The organism is Amycolatopsis sp. 195334CR, assembly GCF_017309385.1.
Lineage (GTDB): Bacteria > Actinomycetota > Actinomycetes > Mycobacteriales > Pseudonocardiaceae > Amycolatopsis.
Map to the genome: position 1 here is coordinate 1068649 of NZ_JAFJMJ010000001.1, position 21077 is coordinate 1089725.

The 21077-nt window shown below is 70.2% G+C and carries 17 protein-coding genes; 5 read left to right on the forward strand and 12 right to left on the reverse strand.

The window, feature by feature from the left end:
• The first annotated feature begins 149 nt into the window (after positions 1-149).
• A complete protein-coding gene (locus tag JYK18_RS05310) occupies positions 150-4070 on the forward strand; it encodes a discoidin domain-containing protein (protein ID WP_307795785.1) in 3921 nt (1306 codons plus the stop codon).
• Here JYK18_RS05310 and JYK18_RS05315 read toward each other — a convergent pair whose 3' ends face one another.
• A complete protein-coding gene (locus JYK18_RS05315) occupies positions 4071-5189 on the reverse strand; it encodes an alkaline phosphatase family protein (RefSeq protein WP_206801032.1) in 1119 nt (372 codons plus the stop codon).
• Positions 5190-5234: 45 nt separating this feature from the next.
• On the opposite strand from JYK18_RS05315, the gene JYK18_RS05320 reads away from it, so the two are divergent.
• A complete protein-coding gene (locus JYK18_RS05320; RefSeq protein WP_153029467.1) occupies positions 5235-5447 on the forward strand; it encodes a zinc ribbon domain-containing protein in 213 nt (70 codons plus the stop codon).
• A 72-nt stretch (positions 5448-5519) separates the two neighbouring features.
• Here the strand turns inward: JYK18_RS05320 and JYK18_RS05325 are convergent, their stop codons facing one another.
• From JYK18_RS05325 to nucS, 9 genes are all read right to left on the reverse strand, one after another.
• Positions 5520-7292: a 3-hydroxyacyl-CoA dehydrogenase family protein gene (locus JYK18_RS05325; RefSeq protein WP_206801033.1), complete on the reverse strand. Its 1773-nt coding sequence runs from the start codon at positions 7290-7292 to the stop codon at positions 5520-5522.
• A 94-nt stretch (positions 7293-7386) separates the two neighbouring features.
• Positions 7387-8346 (reverse strand): hypothetical protein, encoded by a 960-nt coding sequence (locus JYK18_RS05330; protein WP_206801034.1) that lies wholly within the window; start codon positions 8344-8346, stop codon positions 7387-7389.
• Positions 8347-8443: 97 nt separating this feature from the next.
• Complete coding sequence (gene dhaM / locus JYK18_RS05335) at positions 8444-9118, reverse strand: dihydroxyacetone kinase phosphoryl donor subunit DhaM (protein WP_206801035.1); 675 nt, start codon at positions 9116-9118, stop codon at positions 8444-8446.
• A complete protein-coding gene (dhaL, locus tag JYK18_RS05340) occupies positions 9115-9747 on the reverse strand; it encodes a dihydroxyacetone kinase subunit DhaL (protein WP_206801036.1) in 633 nt (210 codons plus the stop codon). The genes dhaM and dhaL overlap by 4 nt, the downstream gene beginning before the upstream one ends.
• 1 nt (position 9748) lies before the next feature.
• On the reverse strand, positions 9749-10750 hold the full coding sequence (gene dhaK / locus JYK18_RS05345) for a dihydroxyacetone kinase subunit DhaK (protein ID WP_206801037.1): 1002 nt from the start codon (positions 10748-10750) through the stop codon (positions 9749-9751).
• An 80-nt stretch (positions 10751-10830) separates the two neighbouring features.
• Positions 10831-11844 carry a DUF3558 domain-containing protein gene (locus JYK18_RS05350; RefSeq protein WP_206801038.1) on the reverse strand — a complete coding sequence of 338 codons (1014 nt, stop codon included), beginning with the start codon at positions 11842-11844 and terminating at the stop codon, positions 10831-10833.
• A gap of 55 nt (positions 11845-11899) precedes the next feature.
• Positions 11900-12151 (reverse strand): hypothetical protein, encoded by a 252-nt coding sequence (locus tag JYK18_RS05355; RefSeq protein ID WP_206801039.1) that lies wholly within the window; start codon positions 12149-12151, stop codon positions 11900-11902.
• Between the two features lie 12 nt (positions 12152-12163).
• Positions 12164-13846 (reverse strand): sodium:solute symporter family protein, encoded by a 1683-nt coding sequence (locus JYK18_RS05360; protein WP_206801040.1) that lies wholly within the window; start codon positions 13844-13846, stop codon positions 12164-12166.
• 362 nt (positions 13847-14208) lie between these two features.
• Positions 14209-14868, reverse strand: a complete 660-nt coding sequence (nucS, locus tag JYK18_RS05365; protein ID WP_206801041.1) for an endonuclease NucS — start codon at positions 14866-14868, stop codon at positions 14209-14211.
• Between the two features lie 102 nt (positions 14869-14970).
• Between nucS and JYK18_RS05370 the strand changes: the two genes are divergently transcribed.
• Positions 14971-15456: an NUDIX hydrolase gene (locus JYK18_RS05370; protein ID WP_242579816.1), complete on the forward strand. Its 486-nt coding sequence runs from the start codon at positions 14971-14973 to the stop codon at positions 15454-15456.
• Positions 15457-15697: 241 nt separating this feature from the next.
• A complete protein-coding gene (locus JYK18_RS05375) occupies positions 15698-16660 on the forward strand; it encodes a VCBS repeat-containing protein (protein ID WP_206801043.1) in 963 nt (320 codons plus the stop codon).
• 118 nt (positions 16661-16778) lie between these two features.
• On the opposite strand, the gene JYK18_RS05380 is transcribed toward JYK18_RS05375, so the two are convergent.
• Complete coding sequence (locus tag JYK18_RS05380) at positions 16779-17552, reverse strand: enoyl-CoA hydratase-related protein (RefSeq protein WP_206801044.1); 774 nt, start codon at positions 17550-17552, stop codon at positions 16779-16781.
• Between the two features lie 3 nt (positions 17553-17555).
• On the opposite strand from JYK18_RS05380, the gene JYK18_RS05385 reads away from it, so the two are divergent.
• Positions 17556-19064 (forward strand): FtsK/SpoIIIE domain-containing protein, encoded by a 1509-nt coding sequence (locus JYK18_RS05385; protein WP_206801045.1) that lies wholly within the window; start codon positions 17556-17558, stop codon positions 19062-19064.
• On the opposite strand, the gene JYK18_RS05390 is transcribed toward JYK18_RS05385, so the two are convergent.
• Positions 19047-21065 (reverse strand): protein meaA, encoded by a 2019-nt coding sequence (locus JYK18_RS05390; RefSeq protein WP_206801046.1) that lies wholly within the window; start codon positions 21063-21065, stop codon positions 19047-19049. The two genes, JYK18_RS05385 and JYK18_RS05390, sit on opposite strands and share 18 nt — an antisense overlap.
• Positions 21066-21077: the final 12 nt, after the last annotated feature.

The following is a 21077-nucleotide window of genomic DNA, read 5'->3' on the forward strand; positions in this document are numbered from 1 at the left end:
GGCCGTTGACGCGTCCATCGGGGTCTGCAACTCTTGAACAGCTCTGCGCAAGAACTCAACATATAGTCGCAAGAACTCGCCCCCCTCAATGGAGAGGTCCCCCGGTGATGATGGTGAGATCGACAAAACGACCCCGAGCGGCAGGCCTGGTGCTGGCTGCGCTCCTGGTGGCCGCACCGACCGCGGTGCTCCCGGCACTCGCCGACAACGCACCCACCGCGCACGCCAGCAGCGCGTCGGACACCGCAGCCAAACTCAATGACGGCGACCAGGACACCTACTGGGAAAGCAGCGACACCAAGCTGCCGCAGTGGGCGCAGCTCGACCTCAAGACCGAGCGCAGCGTCGACCAGGTGACGCTCAAGCTGCCCCCGAACTGGCCCCAAAGGCAGCAGACCCTGAGCCTCCAGGGCAGCAGCGACGGCACCGGCTTCTCGACCATCACCGCCGAGACCGGCTACACCTTCACCCCCGCCGAGCAGAACACCGTCCGGATCGAGTTCGCGCCGACCGTCGCGCGGTTCCTCCGGGTGGAGTTCGCCGCGAACTCCACCGCCCAGCTCGCCGAATTCGAAGCCCGCCCCGCCGAGTTCCAGCAGCTCGCCGCGACCTACACCGCCAGCAGCGCGCACCCCGAATACCCGGCCGCCAACGCGGGCGACGGGAACGCGTCGACCTACTGGGAAAGCACCAACGGCGCCTTTCCACAGTGGATCCAAGCCGACCTCGGGGCCTCGGTCCCCAGCAGCCGCGTCGAGCTGAAGTTGCCGAGCGGCTGGGGCACCCGCACGCAAACGCTGAGCGTCCGCGGCAGCACCGACGGCACCAACTTCACCGACCTCGCCGCCTCCTCCGGCAAGATCTTCAACCCCGCCGGCGGAAACGCCGTCACCATCGACTTCACCACCGCCACCGTCCGCTACGTCCGCGTGCAGATCACCGCGAACACCGGCTGGCCGGCCGGGCAGGTCAGCGAGTTCACCGTCTCCGGACCGTCCACAGGGGACACCCAAGCCCCGCAGGCACCGGCGAACCTGGCCTTCACCGAGCCCGGTACCGACCAGATCCGGCTCACCTGGTCCGCCGCCACCGACAACGTCGGCGTGACCGGGTACGACATCTACGCCAACGGCGTGTTGCGCACCAGCGTGCCGGGCACCGCGCTGACCCACACCGACACGCAGCCCGCGGGCACCACCGTCGCCTACTTCGTGCGTGCCAAGGACGCCGCGGGCAACCAGTCGGCGAACAGCAACACGGTGACCCGCGCGGGCACGGCCGTCGGCACCAATCTCGCCGTGGGCAAGCCGATCACCGCATCGTCCACTGTGCACAGTTTTGTCGCGGCCAACGCCAACGACAACAACACCGCCACCTACTGGGAGGGCGCCGCCCACCCCAGCACGCTGACCGTCGCGCTCGGCTCGAACGCCGACCTGGACTCCGTGGTGGTCAAGCTGAACCCGGACCCGATCTGGGCGAGTCGCACGCAGACCATCGCGGTCGAGGGCCGCGAGCAGTCCGCGACCGAGTTCACCACGCTCGTCGCCGCGAAGTCGTACGCCTTCGACCCGGCGACCGGCAACTCGGTGACCATTCCGCTGACCGCCAGGACCGCCGACCTCCGCCTCCGGATCACCACCAACTCCGGCGCCCCGGCCGGGCAGGTCGCCGAATTCCAGGTTCTCGGCGTGCCCGCGCCGAACCCGGACCTGACCGTCACCGGGCTGTCCTGGACTCCGGCCAACCCGGTGGAAACCGACGCGGTCGCCGTGTCCGCGACCGTGCGCAACGCCGGGGCGAGCCCCTCGCCCGCCACCGAGGTGAACCTCTACCTCGGCACCACCAAGGTCGGCACGGCGCAGGTCGGCACGCTGGCCGCGGGCGCGTCCGCGACCGCCTCGGCGAACATCGGCGCCCGTGACGCGGGCAGCTATCCGTTGAGCGCCAAGGTCGACGAGGGCAACGCGGTGATCGAGCAGAACGAGGCCAACAACGCCTACGACCATCCGTCGCCGCTCGTGGTGACGCCGGTCGCCAGCTCCGACCTGCTCGCGTCGCCGGTCGCCTGGACCCCGGGCAACCCGGCCGCGGGCACCGCGGTGAACTTCTCCGTGGCGATCAAGAACCAGGGTTCGGTCGCCTCGGCCAGTGGCGCGCACGGGATCACGCTGACCATCACGGACAGCACCACCGGCGCTGTGGTGCGCACGCTCAACGGCAGCCACACCGGCGCCATCGCGGCGGGCGCCACCACCGCGCCGGTTTCGCTCGGCAGCTGGCCCGCGGTCAACGGCAAGTACACCGTCAAGACCGTGATCGCCGACGACGCCAACGAACTCCCGGTCAAACGGGCCAACAACACCACCAGCCAGCCGTTCTTCGTCGGCCGCGGCGCGAACATGCCGTACGAGTCGATCGAGGCCGAGGACGCCGCGGTCACCGGCGGTGCGACGATCGTCGGTCCTAATCGGACGATCGGGCACGTGGCGGGCGAGGCCTCCGGACGACGCGCCGTCACGCTCAACAGCACCGGCAGCGCCGTCGAGTTCACCACCAAGGCGAGCACGAACACGCTCGTCACCCGGTTCTCCATTCCGGACGCACCGGGCGGCGGCGGCATCACCGCCACGCTGAACGTCTACGTCAACGGCACCTTCCTCAAGCCGATCACGCTGAGTTCGAAGCACGCCTGGCTCTACGGTCCGGAAGCGGGCCCCGGCAACACCCCGGGCGCCGGCGGGCCGCGTCACATCTACGACGAGGCCAGCATGTTGCTCGGTACCACCGTGCCCGCGGGCAGCAAGATCAAGCTGCAGAAGGACTCCGCGAACACCTCGCAGTACGCGATCGACTTCGTCAACTTCGAGGAGGTGGTGCCGCGGGCGAACCCGGATCCGGCGCGCTACGCCGTGCCCGCCGGAGTCACCCACCAGGACGTGCAGAACGCGCTGGACAAGGTGCGGATGGACACCACCGGCACGCTCACCGGCGTCTACCTGCCCGCCGGTGACTACCCGACCTCGACCAAGTTCCAGGTGTACGGCAAGGCGGTCGACGTGGTCGGCGCCGGGGTCTGGTTCACCCGGTTCACCGCACCGGCAAACCAGGAGAACACCGACATCGGCTTCCGCGCCGACGCCACCGCGAACGGCTCGAAGTTCTCGAAGTTCGCCGTGTTCGGCAACTACACCTCGCGCAACGACGGGCCCGGCAAGGTGTTCGACTTCGCCAACGTGTCGAACATGACCATCGACGACCTGTGGGTCGAGCACCAGATGTGCCTGCTGTGGGGCTCGAACACCGACAACACCAAGGTGTACAACGCACGCATCCGCGACCTGTTCGCCGACGGGCTCAACTTCACCAACGGCAGCACGGGCAACCACATCAGCAACAACGAAGCCCGGTCCACCGGTGACGACAGCTTCGCGTTGTTCGCCGCCACCGACAACAACTCCGGCAACCAGACCGGGAACGTCTACGAGAACCTCACCGCGATCCTGCCGTGGCGGGCCGCGGGGCTGGCGGTCTACGGCGGTTACGACAACACCTTCCGCAACCTCTACCTCGCCGACACGCTGACCTACTCGGCCATCACCATCTCCTCGCTCGACTTCGGCTACCCGATGCACGGGTTCGGCCCGGGGACGACGAACTTCCAGAACATCTCGGTGGTGCGGGCCGGCGGCCACTTCTGGGGCGCGCAGACCTTCCCCGGGATCTGGCTGTTCTCCGCGTCGAAGACGTTCACCGGAATCCGGGTGTCCGATGTAGACATCGTGGACCCGACCTACCACGGCATCATGTTCCAGACGGACTACGTCGGCGGGCAACCGGCGAACCCGGTGCAGGACACCGTGCTCACCAACGTCAGCATCAGCGGCGCACGGCTGAGCGGGGACGAGTTCGAAGCGAAGTCGGGCTTCGGGATCTGGGCCAACGAGATGCCGGAACCCGGTGAGGGCCCGGCGATCGGTCAAGCCACCTTCAACAACCTGAAGCTGAGCAACAACCACGTCGACATCCGGAACACCACACCGGGGTTCAAGATCGTGCGGAACCCCTAGTCAGCGCGCGCTGGCCACCGCGAGCGGCACCAGCTGCTCCGCGGTGGTCAGCGAGCCGTGCTGACCGACCAAAGAGGACTCGACCGCCTCGGCGAGTTCGCGCACCATGCCGAAGGTGCCCTTCGCCGCGGCGACCACGTCACCGATGCGCGGCCGGACGCGGTCGCTGACCGTCGGGCCGAACAGCCCGCCCTCGATGGCTTCCTCACGGCTGTACACCCACGCCCGGTCGCCGAGGATTTCCTTCCAGGCGGCCAGAACCTCCGCCGCGGCACCCTCGGCGGCGTAGACGTGCCGCGCCCGCGTCTCCCCGCCGATCGTCCGCACGCCCTCCAGCAGTTCGGGGGTGTCGTCGAGGTCGAGCTTCTCCCCGATCCGCACCATGCCGTGATCCGCGACCACGGCCAGCAGCGCGCCCGGCGGCAGACCTTCCACAATGGACTCGACCAGCCGGTCGACCTGACGCAGCTGCATCCGCCACGCGGCCGAACCCGGACCGTAGACGTGGCCGAGGAAATCCAGCTGGCTGTGGTACGAGTAGCAGAAGCTGCGGGGCTCGGCCAGCGCGTCGAGCGTGCGGGCGGCCAGGTCCCCGAGCGCGTGCACGCCGAGGTACCGCGCACCCCGCTGCACCGCCTGCGTCAACGCCGAGTTCGCGAACTTCGCCTCGGACACCACGCTCGTGCGCACGCCGGCCGCCGCGGCGCGCGCGAAGGTGGTCGGCAGCGGCTGCACCTCCTCCGGCGGCAGCGTGCCGCGCAGGTCGCCGCCGTCGTCGTGACTGCACCAGCGCAGGGCGTTGAGCACACCGGCGCCGGGCACCTCGAAGGTGTAACCGACCATGCCGTGCTCACCCGACGGCAGCCCGGTGCCGATCGCGGCCAGTCCGGCGGCGGTGGTCGACGGGTAGCCCACGCGCAGCTGCGACGACCGCAGTTCGTTGAGCACCGGGGCGTCGGCCGGATGCGCCTTGAGCAGCTCCCAGCCGAGGCCGTCGACGAGCAGGACGCACACACCGGACGCCTCGCCGAAGCCGAACGCGTCGGTGAACCCGTCGACGCCGAGCGCGGCGAGCGCGGACGGCACGACCTGGGACAGGTGGGGGTGATCGGTCAGCACGACGCCAGCTTCCCACTTCGGGCGGCCGGCCGCGATAATGGCGGCATGCCGACCTACGCCTACCGCTGCCGGGAATGCACCGAGACCTTCGAGCTGGTCCGCCCGATGGCCGAGTCCGGCGCGCCGGCGCCCTGCCCCGGCGGGCACGCCGACACGGTGAAGCTGCTGACCACCGTGGCGCTGACCGGCTCGTCCGCCGCCCCGGCGCCCGCCGGTGGTGGCGGCGGTTGCTGTGGTGGAGGCTGCTGCTCTTCCTGAGCACGGCGACGGTGGCCGCACGGTGATGGCCGCGGTGGCGGTGCCGCGGCGTGGTGGCAGCGGCCCGAGCCTCTAAGTGGTGTAGTCGCGGAAGCCCTTGCCGGTTTTGCGGCCGAGGCGTCCTGCGGTGACCAGGTGTTCCAGCAGCGGCGCCGGCGCGAAACCGGCCTCCCGGAACTCGTTGTACAGCGTGCGCTGGATGGCCAGCGACACGTCCAGCCCGACCACGTCGAGCAGTTCGAACGGTCCCATCGGCAGGCCGCACCCGACCTTCATCGCGGTGTCGATGTCCGCCGCCTCGGCGTAGTGCGCTTCCAGCATCTTCACCGCGTCGTTGAGGTACGGGAACAGCAGCGCGTTGACGATGAACCCGGCCCGGTCACCGCAGTGCACCGGGTGCTTGCCGACCGCCTCGCAGACCGCGTGCGCGGTGGCCACCACCTCCGGCGCGGTGGCGATCGTGCCGACCACCTCGACCAGCTTCATCACCGGGGCCGGGTTGAAGAAGTGCAGGCCGAGCACCTCGGTCGGGCGCGAGGTGGCCGCGGCGCACTCGATCACCGGCAGCGAGGACGTGGTGGTGGCCAGGATCGCGCCCGGTTTGACCGCGTCGTCGAGCGCGGCGAACACCGCGCGCTTGACCTCCAGCTCCTCGGCGACCGCCTCGATCACCAGGTCCACGTCGGCCAGTTCGGCGAACTCCACCGCCGGCCGGATGCGCTCCAGCGCGGCCCCCGCCTCCTCCTCGGTCAGCCGCCCCTTCTTCACCTGGCGGTCCAGCGACTTGCCGACCTTGCCCAGCGCCGCCCGCGCCTTGTCCTCGCTGCGCGCCCGCAGCACCACGTCGAACCCGCGCTTGGCGAAGACCTCGGCGATCCCGGTGGCCATCGTGCCGGTGCCGACCACGCCGACCACCCGCACCTCGCGCGGGGCGGCGTCCACAGTGGACCCACCGGTGACGCCGTCCACCACCACCGGCGAATCCGGGGCCTGGTAGGCGTAGAACCCCCGGCCCGACTTCCGGCCGAGCAGGCCCGCGGTGATCATCTGCTTGAGCAGCGGGGCCGGCGCGTGCAGCCGGTTGCGCGACTGCCGGTACATCGATTCGAGGATCTCGTACGCGGTGTCGAGCCCGATCAGGTCCAGCAGCGCGAGCGGCCCCATCGGGTAACCGCAGCCGAGGCGCATCGCCGCGTCCAGGTCCTCGCGGGTGGCGTAGCGCGCTTCGTACATCCGCACGGCGTGGTTGAGGTAGCCGAAGAGCAGCGCGTTCGCGATGAACCCGGCACGGTCGCCGGTGACCACCGGCTCCTTGCCGAGCCGCTGCGCGAAGGCGACCACGTCGGTCACCACGTCCGGCTCGGTGACGACCGTGCGCACCACCTCGACGAAGTTCAGCACCGGCGCGGGGTTGAAGAAGTGCAGCCCGACCACCTTGCCCGGCCGGGAGGTGTGCACGCCGATCTCGGTCACCGACAGCGAGGAGGTGTTGGAGGCGAGGATCGTCTCCGGCTTGATGATCTTGTCCAGCTGGGCGAAGACGTCCGCCTTCAGTTCGAGTCCCTCCGGCACGGCCTCGATGACCAGGTCCACGTCGGCGAGTTCGGCGAGCGAGGTGGTGCAGCGCACGCGCCCGAGCAGGGCGTCGCGTTCGTCCTCGGTCAGCTTGCCCTTGGCCAGCGCCCGGGCGGTCGAGTGCTCCAGGTGGCCGCGGCCCCTGGTGATCCCGGCGTCGTCCAGTTCGACGGCCACCACGTCCAGCCCGCTCCTGGCGAGCACCTCGGCGATCCCCGCGCCCATGGTGCCCAGCCCGACCACGCCCACGCTCGAGAACTCCCGTGCCACGATTGGCCTCCGTTGGTTACTCGCCGGTAAGGCACCGATAGTGACACGGGAAACGCGGAATGGCAGTTCGGGATCGAGCAAGATGGGGGCAGGCTCACGCGGGCAGGCGAGGGAACACCGTGTTCGCCACGTTCCGCATCACCCCGCACGGATCACCGCCGCTGTACATCGACACGAAGATCGACACGGTCTCCGCCTCCCCGTCCTTCGCCCCCGGCCACGGCTTCAGCGTGGTCAGCGCGGAGCAGTAGGTGCCACTGCCGACCCACACCATGGCCTGGCGCCCGCCCAGGGTTTCCGGCACGTAGCCGGCGTCGGCGGGGGTCGGCTTGTCCACCGAGAAGTACAGCGAGACGTAGTTCGAGCCGGACCGGCCCCAGCGGCAGCTGTGCTTGGTCAGCGTCTTGCGCGCGGGCTCGACGGTGCCGAGGTGGGCGCCGATCTCGGTGTCGCTGACGATGCCGCAGGCATCCACCGAACCGAGTGAACCGGCGGGGAAGTCCAGGTGCCCGACGCGCTTTTCCACCACCGCCGTCGCGGCGTGTTCGAGCACGTCCTCGATCACCGGGCACAACCGCTCCGACGAGATCTCCGGCGCTGACACGTCGACCGTGTCGTAGCTGCTGATGTTGGCCTGGAGGCTGAGCTCGTCGTCGAAGACGAGGTAGCGGTAGCAACTGCCGTCGTAGTCGCTGGTCGGCTTCTCGATGGTGAGCCGCCGCTTCAGCTCGGGACCATCGGGGATCTCGGTGGTGCTCGCGTACTCGATGCGGCTCTGCGCGTCGAGCACACCGCCGAGCCAGAGGTCCGCGTTCTGGCCGTCGAGCTGAACGCGGACGTAGCAGTTGTCGAGTGACACCCGGGGGCCTTCGGTCACGTCCTTCAGCTTGGACGCGTCGAGCAGGGTGCAGTAGTCGATCGTGGTGAGCTCGCCGAACGCGGTGGCGCCGTTCAGCGGCAGGCGCTCCTCCTCCGCCTTGGCCAACGCGGCCGGATCGGGGGCGGGCTTGCCGATGACCACCCCCGTGCAACCGCCGAGCAGCGTAACCAGCACCAGGATTCCGGCCGCCAAGCAAGCCCGGTTTCTTCGCATGGCCAACGCTAACGCGACCGGAACCCCTTGGCGGACGGCAATTACACCGGTTCGGACACTATTCGCCGAAGTCGGTCTCCACCAGCTCCTTGGCCCGCCGGATGGCCTCGGCCGCCTGGGCGCCCCTGGCGTCGATGTGGATCGTGTCGCCCTGGCGGGCGCCCAGCGACATCAGGCCGAGCACGCTGCGCGCGTCCACCTCCGAGTCACCGAGGCGCACCCGGACTTCGGCGTCCACGTCCGCCAGGGTCCGCGCGAGCAGTGCGGCCGGACGCGCGTGCAGGCCGACGTCGTTGCGCAGGGTCAGTTCGGCGGTCTCCTCGGCCGGGCTCTCCGCGGCCTCGGCGAGATCCGGCGCGGACCCGGCCGACGCGGCGGCATAGACCACCGCGGTCTTGTCACCACCGCCCTGCGCGGCGACGGCCGCCGCGATCGCGCCCTCGACCAGCGGGGCGTCGGCGACCACCGCGGCGTTCGGGTCCGCCAGTGACTCCGTGGCCAGTTCCGCGGTCATCTGCGCGCTGCCGAGGTCGTAGAGCAGGACCACGCCGCTGCCCGAGTCGGCCCGTTGCACCGCGGCGACGACCGCGTCGTAGTCGGTGCCCAGCCCGCCTTCGGCCAGCCCGCCGGCGGGCACCACGGTCACCTCCGGCGCCATCTCCGCGGCCAGTTCCGCCACGCCCTCGGCGAGCTTGGCGCTGTGCGAGACCAGTACCAGACCCACGCGGCTCATCGGGCGGCCTCCGCGAACGCGCGCAGCAGCAGCGCGGTCGAGCGCGCGCCGGGATCGGCGTGGCCCACGGCCCGCTCCCCGAGGTACGAGGCGCGCCCCTTGCGCGGCACGAGGTCCACTGTGGACTCATAACCCCGGTCCGCGGCGTCCGCGGCGGCGGTCAGCACGGCGGCGATGTCGGCCCCCTCCTGTTTCGCGGCGGCCTCGGCGGCTTCCACCGCGGGCGCCAGTGCGTCGATCATGGTCGCGTCGCCGACCTCGGCCTTACCCCGCGCCTTGACCCCGTCCAGTCCGGCCCGCAGCGCGGTCACCACCGCGTCGACGTCCAACGAGGACTGATCACCGAGCGAGGTGGAGGCCCGCAAGAAGGCCGTGCCGTACAACGGCCCGGCCGCGCCGCCCACCTTCGAGATCAGCGTGGTGGCCACGGTCTTCAGCACCGCGGCCGGGGTCGCCGGGGTCGCGGAGTCCAATGCGGACACCACGGCGGTGAAGCCGCGGTTGAGGTTCTCACCGTGGTCGGCGTCGCCGATCGCCCGGTCGAGGTCGATCAGTTCGGCCCGGTGCTCGGCCACCACCTCGGCCGCCGCGCGGATCGCCCGGCCGGTCCCGTTCGCGTCGCAGGCCACCTCAGACCCCCCACCGCAGTGCCGCCGTGTTGACCCACGAGTCCCACAGCTCGACCAGTTCGTCGTCCAGTTTCAGCAGCGTCAAGCTGATCCCCTGCATTTCCAGGCTGGTGATGTACGGCCCGACCAGCCGCCGTTCCACGGTGATGCCCTGCTCGGCGAGCAGGCGTTCGGCGATGCCGTGCGCCAGGTACAGCTCGACCTGCGGGGTGCCGCCCATCGAGTTGGTGAACAACAGCACCCGGTCGCCGCGCTCGAACGGCAGGTCCTCGGTGATCGCCGCCAGCATGCGGGCGACCAGCTGGTCGGCGGGCTCGGCCGGGATGCGCTCGCGGCCGGGTTCGCCGTGGATGCCGATGCCGAACTCGATCTCGTTGTCCGCCAAGGTGAAGCTCGGCTCACCGGCGTGCGGCACGGTGGGCGGGGTGAGCGCCACGCCGATCGAGCGCACCTGGCCGATCACCCGGCGGGCGACCGCTTCCACGTCGTCGAGCGAGTACCGGCGTTCGGCGGCGGCCCCGGCGATCTTCTCCAGCAGCACGGTGCCGCCGACGCCGCGGCGGCCCGCGGTGAAGGTGGAGTCGGCGACCGCCACGTCGTCGTCGATCACCACGCTGCGCACCTCGGTGCCCTCGGCGGCGGCCAGTTCCGCGGCGGTCTCGAAGTTCAGCACGTCCCCGGTGTAGTTCTTCACGATCAGCAGCGCGCCCGCGGCGGAGGCGGTGGCTTCGACCGCGGCCTGCACCGCGTCCGGCGTCGGCGAGGTGAACACCGCGCCCGGCACCGCCGCGTCGAGCATGCCCGGCCCGACGAACCCGCCGTGCAGTGGTTCGTGGCCGGAGCCGCCGCCGGAGATCACCGCCACCTTGCCGTCCACCGGGGCGTCCGCCCGGACCACCAGTGCCGGGTCCTCGACCACCCGCAGGATGCCGGAATGCGCCGCGGCCAGGCCTCTCAGTGATTCGACGACCACGTCGGCCGGGTCGTTGATGATCTTCTTCATCGAAGCCTCCCGCATTGGACAACCGCTGCGGGACCTTCCTACCGCCCCGGGCCACCCGGCGCCAAGGAACGACGCGCGCGTCAGGCCTTCGGCAGCTTGGCGACCACCGTCTTGGCCACCTTGACCGCCTTGTCGCAGGAACCGTCCGACTCCGCCGTGCCGTCGGCGCCGTTGTAGTCCACTTCGGCCCGCTCGGCGTTCTCCATGCCGTACTCGTCGGTGCCGATCACCCGGTGCCGCCAGGTCACCGTGCACTCGGGCTCGCCGTCCACCCTGGTCTTGGCGAAGCCCTGCACCCCGCCGCCGAGGTCGACCGGCGAGGAGCCCTCCTCCTCGGCCGGCGCGGAGGTGGGCCGGAAGGTGATCATCACCTGCGGGGTGCGCGAGCGGATGGAGCAGCCGTGCAGGCCCATCGGTGACGGGTCGTCCGGCTTGCCGCCGAGCACCTCGGCGACCACCGCGGTGTCCACGCTGGTGCAGGCGTCGACGCTGATCACCGTGCCAGGGGCGTCCGGGTGCTTCCTCGGGTTGCTGTGCAGCTTCTTGACCATCCGCTGCAGCGCGGTGCGCCCGGCCCCGCACGGGTCACCACCGGGGTAGTCGACCTGCAGCACGATGCCGGACTTCGGCTCCTTGGAGGTCACCGCGGTGACCGTGCAGGACTCGCCGTCCTTCTTCTCCAGCTGCGGCAGGCCCTCGACGGCGGTCTTCGCGTCGTCGATCGAGCCGATGATGATGCCGCCGATCTCCAGCGAGATCTTGATCTTCTTCTGGCCGGCGTCGGTGACGTCGGCGGCGCAGCGGTCCCAGCCGCTCGGACGCGGTTCGGCCGGGGTGCCGACCCCGGTGAAGGTCTCGGCCGCCAGCAGGCCGCACGGGTCGATCAGCCGCAGCGACTTCGCCGAGACCGCCGGGTCGGTGATCTCCCCGTTCGGCGCCGGGCCGGTGCCGCCCGACCCGCCCGGCTCCGGCGGCACCGTGGTGCGCTGGAAGTTCGAACGGGCCAGGTCGGCACCGCATCCGGCGACCGAACCGAACAGGGCCACCGCGGCGACCGCGGTCACCACGGTCCGGAAACGCACAGCTGAAGACACGGGTTGCACGGTAGCGGCCCGGGGGCCGCCCCGCGTGCACAACCTCGTGTTTCGGTTATTCGGTCGCCGACGGCGGCACGACCAGCGGCCGCAGCTTCGCCCACACCACGAAGCCCGCGGTGACGACCAGCATGCCGATGCCCGCCCACAGGTTGATGTTCAGCCCGTCGGCGCGGTTCAGCTCCTCTTCGGTGGTGAACCCGATGCCCATCACCAGCAGCACCAGGCCGTAGACGCCCAGCAGCAGGGCGATGATCAGCCGGATGTCGAAGCCGCCGGCGCGGCGCGGGGTGGATTCCGTGCTCATGTCCCGGCCCTCCTAGAAGATGATGTTCAGCACGATGGTGATCGCCAGCACGATGCCCGCCAGCAGGCCCGGCTTGCGGTACCAGCCGCTGTCCTCACCGGTGTCCGAGTGCTTGAGCGAGTCCTTCGGCGTGAGCGAGTACACCAGGCCGACCAGCTGCGCCTCGGGCTTGGGCTGGGTGGCGTAGGTGACCGCCACGCTGACCACCACGTCGACCACGAAGGCGGCACCGGCACCGATGAAGCTGGCGCCCTGGCCGGGCAGGTCCCACACGCCGGTCTCGGCGAGGATGAACACGCCGATCGCGGCGAGCGTGCCGGAGACCAGACCGGTCCAGCCCGCGGTCGCGGTCATCCGCTTCCAGAACATGCCCAGGATGAAGGTGGCGAACAGCGGCGCGTTGAAGAACGAGAACAGCTGCTGCAGGTAGTCCATCAGGTTCGAGTAGCTCGAGGCGATGAACGCGGTGCCGATGGCCAGGATGGTGCCCGCGGCGGTGACCAGGCGGCCGAAGCTCAGGTAGTAGCCGTCCGGCTTGTCCTTCTTGATGTAGGACTGCCAGATGTCGTAGGTGAACACCGTGTTGAACGAGCTCAGGTTCGCCGCCATGCCCGCCATGAACGAGGCCAGCAGACCGGCGATCGCGATGCCGAGCATGCCGTTGGGCAGCAGGTCGCGCATCAGCAGCAGGAGCGCGTAGTTGTAGTCCACGCCTTCGACGTTGGCGCCGCCCTTGAACTGGACCAGCTCGGTGACGGTGACCGCGGCGATCATGCCGGGGATGATCACGATGAACGGGATCAGCAGCTTCGGGAAGGCACCGATGATCGGCGTGCGGCGCGCGGCCGACATGGACTTCGACGCCATCGCGCGCTGGACCTCGACGAAGTTCGTGGTCCAGTACCCGAACGAGAGCACGAAGCCGAGGCCGAAGACCAGGCCGAGCACGGAGAGGAAGTTGTTGCCGAAGCCGGTCAGCTCGTTGCCCGGCCAGGAGCTGAGCTGCGCGTCGCCGCCGGGGCTGGCGGTGACCTTGTCGACCAGGCCCTGCCAGCCGCCGACCTTGTACAGGCCGACGAAGGTGAGCGGCACCAGCGCGGCGACGATCACGAAGAACTGCAGGACCTCGTTGTAGATCGCGGCGGACAGGCCGCCGAGCGCGGTGTAGGCGAGCACGATCACCGCGGCCAGGATGACCGACACCCAGATCGGCCAGCCGAGCAGCAGGTTGACCACGGTGGCCAGCAGGAAGAGGTTCGCGCCGGCGATCAGGATCTGGGCGACCGCGAAGCTGATGCCGTTGACCAGGTGAGCCGGTTTGCCGAAGCGGCGGAGCATGAACTCCGGCACGCTGCGGACCTTGGAGCCGTAGTAGAAGGGCATCATCACGATGCCGAGGAACAGCATGGCCGGGACCGCGCCGATCCAGAAGTAGTGCGCGGTCGGCATCCCGTACTGCGCGCCGTTCGCCGACATCCCCATGACCTCGATCGCGCCGAGGTTCGCCGAGATGAAGGCGAGACCGGTCACCCAGGCGGGCAGCGACCGGCCGGACAGGAAGAAGTCGAGACTGGTCGACACCTGCCTGCGGGCGAGGTAGCCGATGCCCAGTACCAGAACGAAGTAGAACGCGAGCAGGACGTAGTCCACCGCGTTCGCGTCTAGCCGCAGGTTCGCCTCAGCGAGCACACCCACCGGCCACCTCCAAGTTCAAACATTATCCAACAAGACCCACCAACGGGCGGACCTTACTGCATCTGGCTGAACCGGTACAGGGCAGGTTTCCGAAGAGTTGCCTCGGAATTGCGGGCAGCCCGCGGACCGGAGTCGCGGTGAGCGTACGACTCCGGAGCGTGTCGCGCTGGTCAGCGCCCGGATCGAGGCGCGAGCGGGCAACGAGGCGACCCGAACGGACACGGGGGTGGCTTTGGCGGCGGTTCAGTGCGTCTGGTCGGCCAACGCGGGCGACCAGCCGAGGCGGCTCGGCGCGGCGAGCCGCGCGGGGCGGGGCGGCCGAGACGGCTCGGCGCGGCGGGTAGCGCGGGGCGACCCGCGGCTCAGAAGAGGCGGAACTCGTCCGATTCGGTGCCGCGGAGTTTGTCGTAGTCGAGGGTCAGGCAGCGGATGCCGCGGTCCTCGGCGAGCGTGCGGGCCTGCGGCTTGATCTGCTGCGCCGCGAACACCCCGCGCACCGGCGCGAGCAGCGGATCGCGGTTCAGCAGCTCCAGGTAGCGCGTCAGCTGCTCGACCCCGTCGATCTCCCCGCGCCGCTTGATCTCCACCGCCACCGAGGCGCCGTCGGCGTCGCGGGCCATGATGTCCACCGGGCCGATCGCGGTCGGGAACTCCCGGCGCACCAGCGAGTACCCCTCCCCCAGCTCACCGATGTGCTCGGCCAGCAACTCCTGCAGGTGCGCCTCGACCCCGTCCTTGACCAGCCCCGGCTCGGCACCCAGCTCGTGCGCGGAGTCGTGCAGGATCTCGGCGAGGCTGATCACCAGCTTCTCCCCGGCCTTGTTCTGCACGGTCCAGATGTCGCGGTCCTCGATCAGCCAGCACGGCGGGCTCATCCAGTTCAGCGGCTTGTAGGCCCGGTCGTCCGAGTGGATCGAGACCGAACCGTCGGCCTTGATCAGCAGCAGCCGGGTGGCCATCGGCAGATGGGCGGTGAGGCGGCCAGCGTAGTCGACCTGGCAGCGAGCGATGACGAGGCGCACCCGGCGAGGGTAGGGCAACGGCGCGCCCGGGTCGGCAGACACCCCGATACTGGGCGGGTGATCGAACGCATCCGCTCCCGTGAGGTCTACCGCAACAACTGGATGACCGTGCGCGAGGACGACATCCGGCGCCCCGACGGCAGCACCGGCATCTACGGCGTGGTGGACAAGCCCGAGTTCGCACTGGTCATCGTGGCCGACGGCGACCGGCTGCAGCTGGTCGAGCAGTTCCGCTACCCGGTCGGCGAACGCAGCTGGGAATTCGTGCAGGGCACCGCACCCGACCGGGCCGACGTCGACGCCGCCGAGCTCGCCGTGCGCGAACTGCGCGAGGAGACCGGGCTCGAAGCCGGTTCGATGGTCGAACTGGGCAGGCTGTCGCTGGCCCCGGGGCTGACCAGCCAGCGCGGGCGGGTTTTCCTCGCCACCGAACTGCGCGAGGGCCCGCCGCAGCGCGAGCACGAGGAGCAGGACATGCGCACCGAGTGGTTCAGTCGCGAGAAGTTCGAGCAGATGATTGTCAGTGGGGAAATAACCGACGCTCCGACAATTGCCGCCTACGGCTTGCTCCGATTGCGCGGACGGTGAAAAGACAATAAAAGTCAAGGCGTTCGAACTAGCTCACAAACCCTTGACCACGCCCGGGAAGCTGGCGGTTTCAGGCTGGCTTGAAACGTGGGCCGAACGGCCGGAAAATCGGTCCACAGGTACGTGAAGTTCGTGTAGATTGGTCGGTGCACAGGACCGGGGGCGCGTATTCGGGAACGCGCCTTTCGTATTCTGGGGAAATGCGATATCCGTGCTATTCGACCAAAGGACAGTCATGTCTTTGCGCAATTCTGTCATCGGCGTGGCCACCGCGGCGCTGGCCGTGCTGGCGATGGCGCCCGCCGTTTCGGCCGCGCCGGACGGGAGCCCGTTCGCCGGCCGCGACCGGGACTTCACCGTCGACGGCAAGGAGGACCTGCTCTCCCGCAAGAGCAACGGTCAGCTGGCCGTCTCCCCGCACGTCGGCGCGTACGCCTACGCGCCGCAGGTGGCGATCAACAACGGCTGGAACAACGCGCACTGGCTCTCCGCCGGTGACGTCACCGGTGACGGCAAGCCCGACGTGCTCGCCGAGGTCAACGGCATCATCACCGCGCACAAGCACTCCGGTGCCTACAGCGCGGACAACCCGTGGGGCACGCTGAACGGCACCGCGCAGTACGGCGGCTGGGGCTGGAACTTCTTCGACCACAAGGTGCTCTACGACGAGGACGGCAACGGCCTCGTCGACGTCACCGCGCGGGAGATCAGCACCGGCAAGATGTTCGTCTGGCTGACCGGCATCGAGAACGGCCAGATTGTGGTCAGCCCGGCGTTCGAGATGGGCACCGGCTGGGGCGACATCGACCAGTTCGACATCGCCGACCTGAACTACGACGGGATCAGCGACTGGGTGGTCCGCCAGGGCACCAAGCTGGTCGCCTACTACGGCCAGCCCGCGCCGGAAGCCAAGTCGGCGGGCCTCAAGCCCCGGCGCGCGGTGACCGACGCCGTCGCCAGCCCGCAGGCCAAGGCGGCCGCCGCGCCGGAGATGCAGATCCTCAGCGACGGCTGGGACCTGGCGAACGCCTTCGAGATCAAGGACGTCAACCTCGACGACAAGCCCGACCTGCTCGGGCGGCTGACCGCGAACGGGCAGCTGGTGGCCTTCTACAACACGACCACCGAGGTCGGCGGCTTCACCTGGTACACCGGCCAGAACCCGCTCGGCACCCACTGGGCGGGCGACAGCTTCCTCAGCTGACCGGTCCGGGTGCGCGCTCGCTGGGGGTGAGCGCGCACCCCGGGGGTATTGCTATGAGTGGGGCATTACTTGCATTGAACGCAAGTAATGCCCCACTCATAGCAATGGGCGGCCGGGGTCAGTCCGGCCAGGAGGGGTGGCGCTTCTCCAGGAACGCGGCCATGCCCTCCTTGGCGCCCGGCAGCTGCGAGGCGGCCGCCATCACCTCCAGCGCGATCGTGTACGCGTCCGCCTCCGGGCGGTCCAGCTGCGCGTACAGCGTCTGCTTGCCCAGCGCCTTGCTCGCCCGGCTGCCCCTGGTCGCCCTGGCCAGCAGGTCCGCCACCGCCTCGTCCAGCGAGGCGTCCGGCACCACCCGGTTGACCATGCCCCAGTCCAGCGCGGTCGCCGCGTCCACCACGTCGCCGGTCAGCGCCAGCTCCATCAACCGCTTGCGGCCGACCGCCCTGGCCACCGGCACCGCCGGGGTGTGGCAGAACCAGCCGCCCTTGCCGCCCGGCAGCGCGAAGCCCGCGGACTCCGCCGCGACGGCCAGATCGCACGACGCCACCAGCTGGCACCCCGCCGCGGTGGCCAGGCCGTGCACGCGCGCGACCACCACCTGCGGCACCGACTGGATGGTGCGCATCAGCTCGGTGCACAACCGCAGCAGCTCACGCACCCGCGGCAGGTCCCGCGCGGCGACGTCGCCGAAGTCGTGCCCCGCCGAGAACACCGGACCGGCCCCCGCCAGCACGATGCCCGTCGCGTCGGTGGCACCGGCTTCGCGGAACGCCGCGAGCAGTTCGGCCAGGTGCTCCTCGGACAGCGAATTCCGCCGGGCCGCCCGGTTCATCGTGATGGTGACGGTGTCGCCGTCCCGTTTGAAGAGAAGGTGCTGGTACTCGCCCATACCGTGACCGTAGGCGCCGCCGAGCGGCCCCTCAACCACCGTCCGTTGTGGCAGGCTGAGCGGGTGCTGCTCGATCTACTCGGTGTCGAAGACCCGCAGACGCTCAAGACCGCGTGGAGCACCGGCCTCGACCTCCGCACCCCGCTCGGGCACGGCGAGACCGGCGAGCCGGTGGAACTCGACCTGGCCGCGCACTGCGTCTGCGTCGGCATGCCCGGCAGCGGGAAGTCCGAGCTGGTGCGGACCGTGGTGACCGGCCTGGCCGTGCGGAACTCCCCCGAGTGCCTCAACTTCCTGCTGGCCGGGACCGCCGACGGGCTGGCGAAGCTGCCGCACGTGGCCACCGTGGCCCGCGACGCCGACCAGCTGACCGACCTGCTCGACGACGAGATCCGCCACCGCCTGCGCCTGCGCGAGACCGGTGACATCGGCAAGGCGCCCGCGCTGGTGGTCGTGGTCGACGAGATCGGCGAGGCCAGCACCCGGAAACCGCTGCTCGCCGACGCGCTGCTGCGGGCCGCCCAGCTCGGCGACGACCTCCGCCTGCACCTGCTGCTGACCGCGCGCACCACGCCCACCGGCGCGATGCGCGGGCTGTACGCCTTCGCGCCGTGCCGGATCGCGCTGCCCGGCGCCACCCGGTCCGCGGACGGCCAGATCCTCGGCGTGCCCGACGTCGAACCGCTGCCCGCGCTGCCCGGCAACGGGTATCTCAAGAGCGACTTCACCCAGCCGCCGCTGCGGTTCGAGCTGGCCAGGGTGCCCGAGGGCATGCTCGCGCAGCTCGGCGAGCTGATGGCGGTGCACGGCAACCGCGCGCGCCCGCTGTGGCCGCCGCTGGGCACGGTCACCTACGACGTGGTGAACGAGCGCAACGAGCTCGCCGGCATCCCGTTCGCGCTGCCGGAGCAGTACTACTCACCGCTGGTGCTGGACTTCAAGGCCGACCCGCACCTGCTGGTCTTCGGCGGCCCGCGGGCCGGCAAGACCTCAGTGCTGCGCACGGTCCTGCGCGGGATCACCACCGAGTACACCGTCTCGCAGGCCGTGGTGGTGATCGCCGACTTCCGCGAGGGCCTGCGCGGGATCCTGGAACCGGAGCGCCTGCTCGCCTACGCGACCACACCCGCCGAGCTGCGCACCATCGTCGGCGACGCGGTGGCGTCGATCCGCAAGCGGCTCGGGCAGGACTGGCACGGCCCGGACCTGTTCATCGTGGTCGACGACTACGACGCGATGCCGCCGGGAGCCGACGAACTGCAGCCGATGGTGGACCTGCTCGGCTACGGCAAGCAGATCGGCCTGCGGTTCGTCGCCGCGGGCACCGACGCGATGGCGGCGAACCCGATCGTCACCGCGTTGCGCGAGTCGCCCACGCTGCGGCTGACCGGCGAGGTGTTGCCCGGCACCGCGCCCGGCGGGCGGCCGGGCCTGCCCGCGGTGGGCGAAGCCGAGTTCGGCGGCGAGCCGGTGCGCGTGCCGTGGCACCAGCTCTCAGGAGAGCCCACGTGATTCGCGGACCACGGTGACGATCTCGTCCATGATCTCGGTCAGCTCGTAGTCCTTCGGCGTGAAGACCCTGGCGATCCCGCGATCGGTGAGCAGTTTGGCGTCGTCGGGCGGGATGATGCCGCCGACGATCACCGGCACGTCGCCCGCCCCGGCCGCCCGCAGGCCGTCGACCACCTCCGGCACCACTTCCAGGTGCGAACCGGAGAGCACGGACAGGCCGATCACGTGCACGCCCTCCTGCACCGCGGCCGCCACGATCTGCTCCGGGGTCAGCCGGATGCCCTGGTAGATGACCTCGAACCCGGCGTCACGCGCCCGCACGGCGACCTGCTCGGCACCGTTGGAGTGCCCGTCCAGCCCGGGCTTGCCGACCAGGATGCGCAACCGCTCGCCGAGTTCGTCGCCGGTCTCCCTGACCCGCGTGCGCACGCGCTCCAGCTGCTCGCCGGACTCACCGGAGCTGGACGCCGCGCTCACCCCGGTCGGGGCGCGGTACTCGCCGAACACCTCCCGCAGCGCGTGCGACCACTCCCCCGTCGTCACCCCGGCCGCCGCGCAGGCGAGCGTGGCCTCGAACAGGTTCTCCGTGGTCTTCGCGACCTCGCGCAGGTGCTCCAGCGACCGCTCCACCGCCGCGTCGTCCCGGCTGGTCCGCCACTCCTCCAGCGCGCTGACGGCCTGCTTCTCCACCACCGGGTCGATCGTCTCGATCGCCTTCGCGCCCTCGGCCTGCAGCGGGCTCGGCTCGGTGGTGTCGAACTTGTTCACCCCGACCAGCACCTGCTCGCCGTTCTCCACCTTGCGCCGGTAGTCGGCGAACGAGGCGACCAGCTGCGACTTCATGTAGCCGCTCTCCACCGCGGCCACCGCGCCGCCCATCCCCAGCACCTGGTCGATCTCGGCACGGGCTCCGGCGACGATCTCGTCCACCTTGGCCTGGATCACGTGCGAGCCGTCGAAGATGTCCTCGTACTCCAGCAGGTCGGTCTCGTAGGCGAGCACCTGCTGCATGCGCAGCGCCCACTGCTGGTCCCACGGCCGGGGCAGGCCGAGCGCCTCGTTCCACGCCGGCAGCTGGATGGCCCGCGCCCGCGCGCCGCGCGAGAGCGAGACGGCCAGCATCTCCAGCACGATCCGCTGCACGTTGTTCTCGGGCTGGGCCTCGGTCAGCCCCAGCGAGTTGACCTGCACGCCGTAGCGCAGGCGCCGGGCCTTCGGGTCCTCGACGCCGTAGCGCTCCTTCGTGATCTCGTCCCAGAGCGCGGTGAACGCGCGCATCTTGGACATCTCCTCGACGAAGCGCACCCCGGCGTTGACGAAGAACGAGATCCGCGCGACCACCTTGGCCATGTCGGCCGGCTCCACCTGGCCCGAGTCGCGCACCGCGTCGAGCACCGCGATCGCCGTGCACAGGGCGTAGGCGACCTCCTGCGTCGGCGTCGCGCCCGCCTCCTGCAGGTGGTAGCTGCAGATGTTGATCGGGTTCCAGCGCGGCACGTGGTGCACCGTCCAGGCGATCATGTCGGTGATCAGCCGCAGGCTGGGGCCTGGCGGGAAGATGTAGGTCCCGCGGGAGAGGTACTCCTTGATGATGTCGTTCTGCGTGGTGCCGGTGAGCTTCGCCAGCACCTCGTCGACGTCGCGGCCTTCTGCCTCGGCCTGCTCCTTCGCCACGGTGACGTACAGCGAGAGCAGCCACATGGCGGGCGCGTTGATGGTCATCGAGGTGTTCGCCTCGGCGAGCGGGATGCCGTCGAACAGCCGCCGCATGTCGCCGATGTGCGCCACCGGCACGCCGACCTTGCCGACCTCGCCCTTGGCGAGCTTGTGGTCGGCGTCGTAACCGGTCTGCGTGGGCAGGTCGAAGGCGACCGACAGGCCGGTCTGCCCCTTGGCCAGGTTCCGCCGGTACAGCTCGTTCGACGCGGCGGCCGAGGAGTGGCCGGCGTAGGTGCGCATCACCCAGGGCCGGTCGCGCTCGCGGTCGGTCGGATAGGGCACGGCAACCTCCCA

Bases quoted from the DNA above. Each gene is read 5' to 3' on its own strand.
- JYK18_RS05320 (WP_153029467.1), top strand. From the start codon at position 5,235: ATGCCGACCTACGCCTACCGCTGCCGGGAATGCACCGAGACCTTCGAG.
- dhaM (WP_206801035.1), bottom strand. From the start codon at position 9,118: ATGAGCCGCGTGGGTCTGGTACTGGTCTCGCACAGCGCCAAGCTCGCC.
- dhaK (WP_206801037.1), bottom strand. From the start codon at position 10,750: ATGAAGAAGATCATCAACGACCCGGCCGACGTGGTCGTCGAATCACTG.
- JYK18_RS05355 (WP_206801039.1), bottom strand. From the start codon at position 12,151: ATGAGCACGGAATCCACCCCGCGCCGCGCCGGCGGCTTCGACATCCGG.
- JYK18_RS05370 (WP_242579816.1), top strand. From the start codon at position 14,971: ATGACCGTGCGCGAGGACGACATCCGGCGCCCCGACGGCAGCACCGGC.
- JYK18_RS05380 (WP_206801044.1), bottom strand. From the start codon at position 17,552: ATGGGCGAGTACCAGCACCTTCTCTTCAAACGGGACGGCGACACCGTC.